Source organism: Sphaerospermopsis sp. FACHB-1094 (genome assembly GCF_014696195.1).
Lineage (GTDB): Bacteria > Cyanobacteriota > Cyanobacteriia > Cyanobacteriales > Nostocaceae > Sphaerospermopsis > Sphaerospermopsis kisseleviana.
Map to the genome: position 1 here is coordinate 60,499 of NZ_JACJPT010000018.1, position 10,973 is coordinate 71,471.

Genomic DNA, 10,973 nt, shown 5'->3' on the forward strand with positions numbered 1-10,973 from the left:
AATTAGAAAAATAGGGAATGTAAAAATATGAAACCTGAATTACCATACAATAAATGTCAGCAAGAATTACAGGATTTATTAAAGTCCCGTTATCCGTTAATTTTCTTGAGAACATCAGAAGAAAGTCGTGCTATTCGTTGTGTGATTGATGCTCATTTAGCCATTCTCAATACTGGAGATATTCAAGATGGAGAATTAGCGCAGTGGAGTAGTACAGAAGGTTTTCAACAAAGATTAGAAATTCCCACATCTGCAAATCAAGCAGAATGGAAAAGGATGGGTAATGCACTTGATACAACGGGTAATCCGATTTTACAATCTTTGGATATTTTACAAAGTCGTTTACAAGACCAAGTAAGTAAAAATTCATCTAAACAACATACTTATTTATTACCAGATTGGTCTGTTTTATTACGTCCAGATGACTATTTTATAGCACGAAGATTAAAAGAATTAATAGTAGCAATAGACCAAAAAAGACCTGTAGTAAGAATGTCATTAGTTATTATTGGTGCAGATTGGACTATTCCGACTATTCTTCGCAATATAGTACATATTATAGATTTACCTTTACCTGTAGAAGAAGAACTATATGATAATGTTTTCAGTGTTGCTGTAGAAAAATATGGTTTAGCGGAAGCAGATGCTTGGAGATTAGCAGAACAGGCTCAAGGAATGCCTTTACAAGCGGCTATTTTATCAGCTAAATTATCAACATCTCGCAATTTGTGGACAGATCCAGAAGCTGCTGGACAATTATTATTAGAAGCTAAAAAACAGGAAATTAGAAAAACTGGAGTTTTAGAATATTATGCTCCCTCTGGTCAAGGTTTAAGAGATGTGGGAGGATTAAGTAAAGTCAAAGAATGGATTTATAGTCGAGAGTCTTGGTTTGCTCAAGATTCCCAGCCAGAATTACGTCCACGTGCTATTTTATTAGAAGGTTTTCCTGGTTGTGGTAAAACATTTATAGCTAGAGCGATCGCACAAGAATGGCGTGTACCGCAGATTAATTTTGAAATTGCTCGCTTACAATCTCGCTGGGTAGGAGAATCAGAAAGTAACACTTTTCAAGCACTCAGAGCAATAGAAGCATCAGCACCAAACATCCTGTTTATGGATGAAATTGAAAAAGCTTTTGCAGGTGTTGGGGGTGATAGTTCAGGAGTCAGTACCAGACAGTTTGGGACATTTTTATCATGGTTAAATGATCACGAATATCCGATCTTTTTCATTGCCACTTCTAATGATAGAGAAAAATTACCTCCCGAATTATTTCGTGCTGGAAGATTTGATGAAATTTTCATAGTTATGCCACCTAACACAGAAGAAAGATATCAGATTTTACAAAAGCGAATTACTGCTTATAAATTACCACCGACTCCATCCCCTATATTAGAATATCTCGTAGATAAAACCGCCGGATATTCAGGAGCAGAATTAGATAAATTAGTTAGAGAAGCTATATATTTGGCGGGATATGGTAACATCCCCACTAAAATTAATTGGGAAAATGCCTTATCCCAAATTAGTCCTCAATATCGTACTCCCAATATGCAACACTTGTTGCGAAAATATTTAAATTTATTAGCAGGTGGTGGTGGTAAACCTGCTTCAGAATTAGAAATGGGTTTTTTAGAGAGTCTAATTCTTGGATCTTAGTTAACGTCAAGTTGCTAAAATTATACGTTCAATTGTTTCAGCTTGAAACTGATGATTTTCATCTAAACAAAAACTATTTAATTCACCTGCTTTACCCTGATTCACTGATACAATAATATAAGAATATTCTGGCCAAGCATAGATTCTATCCCACTCTGAGGGGATAGCGGGATAGTCAGGATGGGAATGAAAAATACCAATTATATTTAAATTGCGGTTTCTCGCTTCCTTTTGTATTTGTAACATGAAAAAGGGAGCGATCGCATATCTTCTTCTGGTACTATATTCTTCCTGGTTTTCTGTAAAATTATCTTTTTCGGTATTCCATACATTTTCTGTAGGTATTACTTCTACAACAGTTTTCACGTCATGACTGAGATAACCCAGTATTAACCCACAACATTCATCAGGGTAGGTTTTTTCAGCATGAAGATTGATACTTTCTAAGTTTTGATCATTAATTTTTAAAATCTTCATAAATCATAGATTCTGTAATTAAGATATTCAAAAGCTAATCTAGCTATTAATTACATATTATTACATATTGTTGCATATTACATAAATTTTACATAGATTTTACATAGATTTTACAGAAAATTAACTTTACCTGTATCAATATCATAAAATGCACCGATAATTTTTAATCTATCTGCGCTGATTAACTGCTCTAAAATGGGTGAACTTCTTTGCATTTTTTCTGTTTGAAATTGAATGTTACTAATGACAGCATCTCTATCATTATTAATATCATTATTATTAATATCATTATTAATATCATTATTAGTATCATTATCTCTCTCTTGATTTTCAGATATTGCTGGTTGAATACCATCAACAATAGTATCAATATTTCCCGGTACTTGTTTGTTTCTGATTGCTGCTGCAACTGCACCACAGTTTTTATGACCTAACACTACAATTAATTGTGTACCTAAGGCTGTGGTAGCATATTCTAAACTACCAATAGCTTCATCACTAGCAATATTACCAGCTACACGCACAACAAATAAATCTCCTAATCCTTGATCAAAAATTAATTCTGGTGGTACGCGAGAATCTGCACATCCTAATATTGCTGCATAGGGATATTGTGTTTCCGAAATTGATTGTAAACGTCTTTTTGTTTGGTTAGGATATCGGCGATTTTGATTGTAAAATCTTTTATTTCCTGCTATTAATCTTTTTTGTGCTTCCGTTGCACTGACTGGGTTAGGATTGGGATTTTTTTGAGGAATGATAATTTCTGAACGGTTATTAATGATTTCATTACAAGCAGTTAGACTACCAATACTTAATGTAGTTAAACCTGCGATTTTTAAGAAGTGACGACGACCTACAAAACCGTTAATTCTACTCATGATTTTATCTCAAATCTGTACTGTTTTTCAAAACATATCAGATTTAATTATGATTCTAGAGTACCAAATTACACGGTTTAAGGGTTATTTAATCTTTTGCTTAAATACCAAACAATAGATTGACAGTATGGACTATACTTACCATCTGCATCTTTGCTACTTAGTTCTTCTAGTTTCTTTTTAATAGCTTCTTGTGACCATGTTTTGTTAGGAAATTTTTTATTTAACACTGTAATTACTGTGTCTAAAGCTATTTTACGATTTTCTCTAATAGTTTGATAATGCAGATTTAAAACTTCATTTAATTCATGATTAATAGTTTCATCATCACATATAGATAATATTTTTCCAGTAGAACTATATTTGATCTGATTTTCACAATTCTTATTACTATCTACTGGATTAAGATTCATTTTATAATTTCTATGTGTTCCTTCATAATCTCCTTTTCTTGCGTTACAATGTAAATTCTTTTTTCCTTGACCTCTATTACCTGAACAAGAAGCTATTAGATTTTTATAGTCTAGTTGTAAATGTGGATTATCAGCTTGAGGTTTATTATGTTCAATTTCCATATTATCTATAGATATTCGTTGCATACAATAGCAACAAATATAACCTTGTTCTGCTAATAATGCCCTTTTTAAAGGTTCTTTTGGACGATAATCATCATAGTTTGCATCCTGTGTCTGACGATATTTTAAAAGACATGGAGGTTCAGCACCTTTAATAATACGTTTCATTCTACTCTGCTTAAAAAGTCAATAAGTGTATAGGCTTGAATCATATCTGGATCATTATTTCCTAATAATTCAGATAATTTTTGTAATTCTAGTTTCGCTGCTTCTAAGTTATCATTATCTATCATTTTAAAACATTCGTCTATTCTCTCTTGCATTTTCACAGGTCTTTTTTCTACACCCATAACTTCAAACAGAATTGAATTACTATCTCTACCAAATGTGTGGGGCGTAAATTCTAAAACTTTTCCATCTTCTAAAATAAATACGTTTTCTCTGTTTACTCCACTCAAAACTTGAGGTGAATGAGTAGTAACAATAAATTGACAGTTGGGAAATGTTCTTCTAAAACTAGGAATGACTATTCTTTGCCATTGAGGATGTAAGTGTAAATCTATTTCATCAATTAATATTATTCCTGTTCCGGTTTGCAGTATTTCTGAAGGATCAGTAATACTAGGATTTAAAATTGCTAACCTTCTGGCAATGTCAACTACTATCATCAATAAGGTTTTTTCACCATCGGAAAGTTGCTCTAGTTTAAAAATTTCACCATTTTTTTCGATAACTAATGAAGGACTATTAAGACGATGACTACTTAACTCTTTACTACTACTTACACGAGCAATATGAAGGTTTACGAATTGGCTATTGGGGAAAGATTCTAAAAATATTTCTATAGCTTTTCTAACAATTTCAAGGTTGCTATTTCTAAAGCTATTATTTTCTCTTAATCGAATTTCATTTTCATATTCCTCTTCTTCTTTAAACCAATAAAAAAAATCTTTAAAATCGTTGATATTGTTTGAAAATGACGATTTATAAGCATCAAATTGATTAGGTTTACTAATAACTCTTTTTCCAAAACCAGAGTTTATAACTATTCGCTGTGTTTGATAATAAACTAATAATGGTATGGATAAATTAGGTTGATGTTTTAATTCTTGATGTACGTGAGAAACATACTGATTAATTTCTGTTTTCTTTGTTATAGATTTAAATTCATCTCTATCTCTGGAAATATCCCAAGACATTTTTATATCTGAGTAAATTACAATGCGAATAGATTGTTGTGTTCTATGTGCATTTATATTTATATCATCCTCTGTTAAATCAAAATCTAACTTTTTGTAAGGTTTCTTGGGCAGTAATTCAAATATAAATCTTGACAAAAGTATAGCAATACTATCTAAAATAGATGATTTACCTGAACCATTAGATCCAATGAAAACAGCTAAATCTGGAGGAAGTTTCAATTTCAGTTCTTGAAAACCCCGAAAATTCTGTAAATGTAATTCTTCAATGTGCATAGTTCTGACTCCTGACTCCTGACTCTTTATTTAATGTCCTCCCGCACCTAAATATAATTCTCCCACTTTTGGATCATTCAATAATTCTCTCCCAGGTCCAGACATTGCATCACGTCCTGATTCTAACACATACCCTGTATCAGCCATTTCTAAAGCTTTTCTAGCATTTTGTTCTACTAAAACTATCGCAGTACCAGCTTGATTAATTTGTTTGATTTGTTCAAATACCTGTGTTACCAAAATCGGAGATAAAGCCGCGGAAGGTTCATCTAATAATAATAAACTAGGTTCTAACATTAAAGCTTTACCCATCGCTAACATTTGTCTTTCTCCACCTGATAAAGTTCCTGCACGTTGACGACGGCGATCGCTCAATCTGGGAAACATTGCAAATATATTATCCTTCAAAGGTTTCAGGGGAACATTCCGCACAAAAGCCCCCATTTCTAAATTTTCTTCTATTGTTAATGATGAAAAAACGTTGGCAATTTGCGGAACATAACACATTCCCTTTTTCACAATTTGATCGGATTTTAAACCATTAATTTTTTCCCCTTTAAAGGTAATCGTACCTGTGTGGGGTGTCAAAAGTCCAAAAATTGTTTTTGCTAACGTAGATTTACCAGCACCATTAGGGCCAATTACAGTTACTAATTCTCCTCGTTCAACTCGAAAATTAATACCCTGCAATATATCGACATCTTTAATATATCCAGCATGGACATTTTCAACTTCTAATAAATAGTTATTAGTCATAAGAAATAGGGAATAGGGAATAGGGAATAGGGAACAGGGAATAGGTAATAGGTAATAGGTAATAGGTAATAGGTAAAGTTTTTTCCCAATCACCAATCACCAATCACCAATCACCAATCACCTATTCTGAAATTTTCTGCAATTCAGGGCGTTCTTCTGCTAAAATTGCGTTTTCTACTGGGCAAACTTGTAAACAGATGCCACAGTCGATACAGGTAGCAAAGTCTATCCAGTACCAATCTGTACCTTTAATGTTTTTACCTGGTCCTTCATGAATACAAGCTACAGGACAAGCACTTACGCAGTCAGCAACCCCTTCACAAACTTCCGTTACTATTGTATGTGGCATTTTCTCGTTCCCCTCTCTTGATTGAATCAGCAGTTTCTAAGTTAACAATTTGTAATATTAACGCAAGTAATCAGCTTTCAGTGATCAGCTTTCAGCTTTTATTAATCAACGAATAACAGGAAAAGAACCGCAAAGGTAAAGATTAACATTAGCTGACGGCTGATAGCTAACGGCTGATGGCTGTATTACCTGTTAACTAACTGCTTCAATTGTGGGTGTACCATCAGAGTTAATCCAGGCTATTTGGGCGATAGAGCGATCGCGTGCATAGTTCCGAATTGCTTCGGCATCCCTTCCCCCCAAATCCATTTCTACCCGCACTAAATGGGCAGAATCTCGTAATTTTTGGGCATAAGCAAAAGCAGCAGCATCAGCATTTTGATCTTCTGGAACTACTAACCAGTTACTTGCAGGAATACTTTGCGGTAATTGCTGACTCGATGCTAAAACTTGGTATAAATCATCAATGCTTAATTCAAAACCAATTCCAGGAATATTTTGCCCTTGGGGATGATATAGCCCTAAAAGTTGGTCATAACGACCACCACGCCCTAAAACTAACGCCTGACCTTCAGTATCACTAACTACTTCAAACACAATTCCTGTGTAGTAGTCAATAGTTTGAATCAAGCTGAGATCCAGAATCAAAGAAAATTTACCTTCTGATTCCAGTAATTCTACCAGGGATTTCAGGTTATTTACCGCTGCTTGTTGGTCAGCATCTAAATTTAAACTGCTGACTTTTTGCAGCACATCAGCACTTTTACCACGCAAATCTAACATGATTCTAGCGCGTTGGTGCAATTCTTCACTCAGAGGTAAAGTATCGAGAGTTACACGATCTAAATTAGCGATCGCATTTCTCACTTCACTTCTGATATTAGCCGGAAAAGCATCCAGCAGAGATTTAGTAATTCCCGCCTCACCTAAAATCAACTGCCATCCACGCAAATATAAAGCTTCTAAACAATTAGCTACCAACAAAAGCACTTCTGCATTTGCCAGTAACCCGTCCGCACCCAGCAACTCCACCCCAGCTTGATAATACTCCTGCTGCTGATTATGGCGCTTTTCCCAGTTGCGGCGAAATACATTAGCATTGTAATACAACCGTTGGGGATAGGCTGCTTCAGCCATGCGAGTAACTACAGTCCGAGCAATAGAAGCGGTGAGTTCTGGACGCAAACCCAATTCCTCATCTTGCCCATTTTGTAATTGTATGACCTTATGGCGCTGAATTGCTTCACCTGCCATCAGCGTATCCATCCGTTCCAGCGTTGAGGTGATAATCCTGTGATATCCCCAACGATGAAAAACCTGTTGTAATCTATCTTCAATCCAGCGTTTTTGAGCCACATCCAAGGGTAATAAATCCCTAGCTCCCGCTGCTGGTTGATACACCATTATTTTTTCTTCCCACCAAACAAACCACCGAACAAACCACCATTTCTAGACTTATCGGGTTGGGTATCTCCATTATTGGCAGGTTTCCTTCCCTGATGAGTACCAGATTGATTTTCTAAAACTTTATCAAGTTTAGGCTTCCATTCCAAAGCTAATTTGTCATTTGGATCTAATTTCAGGGCATTTTCAAAGTAAATTTTAGCCATTTTTAGCTGATTTTGCCGTAAATATATCATTGCCAACTTAGGACTTGCTCTTTTTCATGACTTTTGATCACAGCAGCACTATCTGGGTGCAAGCGACGGGCAATTTTCAGATAACGTTTGCGAACTTCACCTGCACTCGCATCAACTGGAACACACAAAACTGCGTGATGATCTATAAAATCATATTTAAATAATTCGCCATCTATTTTGATAGACATATAGAAATATTGCAACCTAGCAGCAATTTTTTATAGTTTACCCTGTCAGTAATATTGAGTTAACAACTACTCACCTATTTTCCTCATCTTACCAAGCTGACAAAGGCGAAATTTGCATTAGTTTCTGACTCAGACTGTTATGAATATAACCGTTAGTAGCCAAAATTCTCCCAGAATCAATTTGTAAATCTCCACCATTATAAGCTGTCACCTGACCCCCAGCTTCCTGAACTAAAATTATACCAGCAGCAATATCCCAAGGTGCAATACCTCTTTCCCAATAACCATCCACACGGCCACAGGCAACATAAGCTAAATCTAGAGAAGCAGAACCGCCACGCCTTACGCCTTGGGTAAGATGGGTAAGATGACAAAATTCTGCATAGTTATTATCCTTGGTTTCCCTGCGGTCATAAGCAAATCCTGTTACTAACAAACTTTTACTCAGTTCAGAAGTTTGAGAAACCTTGATAGGTCTGCGGTTGCGTGTTGCACCTAAACCAGCAGCAGCCCGGAATAATTCATTATGGAAAGGATCATAAATTACACCGACTTTTGGCACTCCCTGAATAAACAAACCAATGGAAACAGCAAAACAGGGATATTGATGGGCGTAGTTAGTTGTACCATCTAGAGGGTCAATAGCCCAGAGATATTCACTGGTTTGATTTCCCAATTTTCCTGATTCTTCCGCGAGGATGGAATGTTGGGGAAAGTGACGGTTGATAATTTCCAAAATCACTTTTTCAGAAGCTTTATCAGCAGCGGTAACTAAATCACCAGGTCTGCCTTTTTCGGTAATAGCATCCTCTACTTTACCTAAATAATCTTGCAAAACCACACCAGCAGATAAGGCAGCTTCGGTAGCGATATCGAGAAAAATTTGTAAGTTAGTCATGAGAAGGAGTTCAAGAAGTCAGGAGTCAGGAGTTCTAGGAGTTCAGGAGTTCTAGGAGTTCAGGAGTTCTAGGAGTTCTAGGAGATGGGAAGGATTAATAACCCAATCACCAATCACCAATCACCAATCACTTATTCATCCGCCGATATTCACCAGGAGTTTGACGCATGGCGTTTTCTGGGTTCCAGATACCTTGTCCCATCAGTCTTGCCCAAAGTTGGGCATTTTCTAGGCGTTGATTGTATTTGTGATTAGGCGATCGCCCCACAAATAGAGCATACCCTTGTTTGATCACTTGTTCATTCAAAAACACCTGATCTTTCCACCCATAAGCCCAGATTTGCCCAAACCTGTTTTTGGTTTCCAGGTCAAACTCTAACTTGAGAGATTTTTTCCCGCCATCACCATCATTAATTAACTTTTCTAAAAGTGCTTTAGCATCCTCGCCCCAAGGACGCTGACGTAAATCAGGCGCATCTAAACCGATTAAGCGGACTTGGGAAGTTATATTTGGTTGTTCTCCCAATCCCAGCACTTCTAAAGTTTGTCCGCTGACAACCCGCGCTACTGTGACTACTGTGGGTATGTTTGCTGGCTGATTTTTGCCTTGACAACTGACCAACAACAACAAACAAGATAAAATTGCTACTTTTTGCGCCCAAATACCCAAATAGGATACTAATACGGCAATTTTAGCCTGTAAGTAGCTGCACCTTGGGACAATCTTCATTGTTTATTATTTGCCTCTAATCTTCATCTAAAGGTAAACCCGCTTTGACTTTGCCTTTACCAAAAAAGCGCCCAAATTGAAGTTCATAAACTTCGTCTTCGTCTTGTGTTTCTACTTCTAAATCAGAACGAGCATAACTCACACACAACAAAGCGTAACCTTGTCGGCGTAAATCTGGGGATAAACCAATAGCTTCTGGTTGGTAAATTTCTCCTGAGATTACCCTGACAGCGCAGGTTGTACAAGCCCCATTCCGGCAAGAAAAAGGCAGTTCTATGCCATGATTTTCCCCTGTATGCAGAATATAACGGTCTTCTGGAACTTGCAGGGTATGTGATACGCCTGTTTGGCGGTTGTGAACTTTGACTGTATGGGTCTGAACCATCTTGATTTTTGCTAGAGAATGTGAGATTGTAGATTTATTGTAAAAATCTTTGATCTAATCATTGCATTTTTTACAAGTTTGGTTTAGAATGAAAATTCATGACACCTGGAGAGGTGGCCGAGTGGTTTAAGGCGCAGACCTGGAAAGTCTGTTTGGGGGAAACTTCAACGAGGGTTCGAATCCCTCCTTCTCCGTTTTTTTTTCAAGATAATGACCAATGAATTTAAGTATATTATTTTTCATAAACCCTATGGTGTCCTGAGTCAATTTACCCAAGAATCGCCTAAACACATTACCCTGAAAGACTATATTGATGTGCCTGATGTTTATCCTGTGGGGCGTTTAGACTGGGACAGTGAAGGTTTATTGTTGTTAACTAATCATGGACAGTTACAGCATCGTCTTGCTAACCCCCGGTTTGGGCATAAACGCACCTACTGGGTGCAGGTAGAAAACATTCCTGATGCAGAAGCTATCCAAAAACTATGCACAGGAATAGAAATTCAAGATTACCGAACTCGCCCCGCCCAAGTTAAACTATTTTCAGAAGAACCTATAGTGAGTGAGCGCAACCCCCCGATTAGATTTAGGAAAAATATTCCTACAGCTTGGCTGGAAATGACTCTCACAGAAGGGAAAAACCGCCAGGTGCGACGCATGACTGCTGCGGTAGGATTTCCCACTTTAAGATTAATCAGGGTGAGTATTGCTCACTTACAATTAACTGGTTTACAACTAGGTGAATGGCGCAACCTTACACCCTCAGAAATCCAAGGTTTGAAAAAGTCACGAATTTAACTAATTAGACCTCTCTGAAAAAGAATGTAGAGCTTGTCCTAAGTTGACAATTTAATAGACAAACCTGTACACTCATAGACAAACCTATGAGTGACTTTATGTTTAAACCTCATGAATTTGCTAAAAAAATCGGAGTTTCAGTCAAGACCTTGCAAAGAT

The 10,973-nt window shown here is 36.6% G+C and carries 12 protein-coding genes, 1 tRNA gene and 1 pseudogene; 3 read left to right on the forward strand and 11 right to left on the reverse strand.

Translation table 11 applies throughout. The features are described from left to right. Positions 1-27 precede the first annotated feature (27 nt). Positions 28-1,662 carry an AAA family ATPase gene (locus tag H6F47_RS08365; RefSeq protein WP_190648543.1) on the forward strand — a complete coding sequence of 545 codons (1,635 nt, stop codon included), beginning with the start codon at positions 28-30 and terminating at the stop codon, positions 1,660-1,662. A 6-nt stretch (positions 1,663-1,668) separates the two neighbouring features. Here the strand turns inward: H6F47_RS08365 and H6F47_RS08370 are convergent, their stop codons facing one another. The 11 genes and pseudogenes from H6F47_RS08370 to H6F47_RS08420 form a co-directional block, all read right to left on the reverse strand. Continuing rightward, the gene (locus H6F47_RS08370) at positions 1,669-2,139 is read right to left on the reverse strand and encodes a M67 family metallopeptidase (RefSeq protein WP_137667083.1); all 471 of its coding nucleotides are present in this window, start codon (positions 2,137-2,139) and stop codon (positions 1,669-1,671) included. 110 nt (positions 2,140-2,249) lie between these two features. After that, the gene (locus H6F47_RS08375; protein WP_137667084.1) at positions 2,250-3,020 is read right to left on the reverse strand and encodes a carbonic anhydrase; all 771 of its coding nucleotides are present in this window, start codon (positions 3,018-3,020) and stop codon (positions 2,250-2,252) included. A gap of 77 nt (positions 3,021-3,097) precedes the next feature. Continuing rightward, positions 3,098-3,763, reverse strand: coding sequence for a retron system putative HNH endonuclease (locus tag H6F47_RS08380; protein WP_190648545.1), 666 nt, complete (start codon positions 3,761-3,763; stop codon positions 3,098-3,100). Then, on the reverse strand, positions 3,760-5,070 hold the full coding sequence (locus tag H6F47_RS08385) for an AAA family ATPase (protein WP_190648548.1): 1,311 nt from the start codon (positions 5,068-5,070) through the stop codon (positions 3,760-3,762). The genes H6F47_RS08380 and H6F47_RS08385 overlap by 4 nt, the downstream gene beginning before the upstream one ends. A gap of 30 nt (positions 5,071-5,100) precedes the next feature. Beyond that, entirely contained in the window at positions 5,101-5,826 is a 726-nt protein-coding gene (locus H6F47_RS08390) for an ABC transporter ATP-binding protein (RefSeq protein ID WP_096566453.1), read from the reverse strand. A 121-nt stretch (positions 5,827-5,947) separates the two neighbouring features. Continuing rightward, complete coding sequence (locus tag H6F47_RS08395) at positions 5,948-6,175, reverse strand: ferredoxin family protein (protein WP_096566455.1); 228 nt, start codon at positions 6,173-6,175, stop codon at positions 5,948-5,950. A gap of 192 nt (positions 6,176-6,367) precedes the next feature. Beyond that, entirely contained in the window at positions 6,368-7,579 is a 1,212-nt protein-coding gene (locus H6F47_RS08400) for an ATP phosphoribosyltransferase regulatory subunit (RefSeq protein WP_137667087.1), read from the reverse strand. Then, positions 7,579-8,003 (reverse strand): annotated as a pseudogene (locus H6F47_RS08405) (DnaJ domain-containing protein). Before H6F47_RS08405 ends, H6F47_RS08400 begins: the two are co-directional and overlap by 1 nt. Before the next feature lie 88 nt (positions 8,004-8,091). Beyond that, positions 8,092-8,901 (reverse strand): inositol monophosphatase family protein, encoded by an 810-nt coding sequence (locus H6F47_RS08410; protein WP_137667088.1) that lies wholly within the window; start codon positions 8,899-8,901, stop codon positions 8,092-8,094. Positions 8,902-9,028: 127 nt separating this feature from the next. Beyond that, positions 9,029-9,631, reverse strand: a complete 603-nt coding sequence (locus tag H6F47_RS08415) for a thermonuclease family protein (protein WP_137667089.1) — start codon at positions 9,629-9,631, stop codon at positions 9,029-9,031. Between the two features lie 16 nt (positions 9,632-9,647). After that, positions 9,648-10,016, reverse strand: coding sequence for a 2Fe-2S iron-sulfur cluster-binding protein (locus H6F47_RS08420; protein WP_096566463.1), 369 nt, complete (start codon positions 10,014-10,016; stop codon positions 9,648-9,650). A 107-nt stretch (positions 10,017-10,123) separates the two neighbouring features. Between H6F47_RS08420 and H6F47_RS08425 the strand changes: the two genes are divergently transcribed. Both H6F47_RS08425 and H6F47_RS08430 read left to right on the forward strand, forming a co-directional pair. After that, positions 10,124-10,210, forward strand: a tRNA-Ser gene (locus H6F47_RS08425). A gap of 16 nt (positions 10,211-10,226) precedes the next feature. Beyond that, positions 10,227-10,814: an rRNA large subunit pseudouridine synthase E gene (locus tag H6F47_RS08430; RefSeq protein ID WP_096566465.1), complete on the forward strand. Its 588-nt coding sequence runs from the start codon at positions 10,227-10,229 to the stop codon at positions 10,812-10,814. The last annotated feature ends 159 nt before the right edge of the window (positions 10,815-10,973 follow it).

Excerpts from the sequence above, each read along its gene's own strand:
- H6F47_RS08365 (WP_190648543.1), top strand. The coding sequence starts at position 28 with ATGAAACCTGAATTACCATACAATAAATGTCAGCAAGAATTACAGGAT.
- H6F47_RS08370 (WP_137667083.1), bottom strand. The coding sequence starts at position 2,139 with ATGAAGATTTTAAAAATTAATGATCAAAACTTAGAAAGTATCAATCTT.
- H6F47_RS08375 (WP_137667084.1), bottom strand. The coding sequence starts at position 3,020 with ATGAGTAGAATTAACGGTTTTGTAGGTCGTCGTCACTTCTTAAAAATC.
- H6F47_RS08380 (WP_190648545.1), bottom strand. The coding sequence starts at position 3,763 with ATGAAACGTATTATTAAAGGTGCTGAACCTCCATGTCTTTTAAAATAT.
- H6F47_RS08385 (WP_190648548.1), bottom strand. The coding sequence starts at position 5,070 with ATGCACATTGAAGAATTACATTTACAGAATTTTCGGGGTTTTCAAGAA.
- H6F47_RS08390 (WP_096566453.1), bottom strand. The coding sequence starts at position 5,826 with ATGACTAATAACTATTTATTAGAAGTTGAAAATGTCCATGCTGGATAT.
- H6F47_RS08395 (WP_096566455.1), bottom strand. The coding sequence starts at position 6,175 with ATGCCACATACAATAGTAACGGAAGTTTGTGAAGGGGTTGCTGACTGC.
- H6F47_RS08400 (WP_137667087.1), bottom strand. The coding sequence starts at position 7,579 with ATGGTGTATCAACCAGCAGCGGGAGCTAGGGATTTATTACCCTTGGAT.
- H6F47_RS08410 (WP_137667088.1), bottom strand. The coding sequence starts at position 8,901 with ATGACTAACTTACAAATTTTTCTCGATATCGCTACCGAAGCTGCCTTA.
- H6F47_RS08415 (WP_137667089.1), bottom strand. The coding sequence starts at position 9,631 with ATGAAGATTGTCCCAAGGTGCAGCTACTTACAGGCTAAAATTGCCGTA.
- H6F47_RS08420 (WP_096566463.1), bottom strand. The coding sequence starts at position 10,016 with ATGGTTCAGACCCATACAGTCAAAGTTCACAACCGCCAAACAGGCGTA.
- H6F47_RS08430 (WP_096566465.1), top strand. The coding sequence starts at position 10,227 with ATGACCAATGAATTTAAGTATATTATTTTTCATAAACCCTATGGTGTC.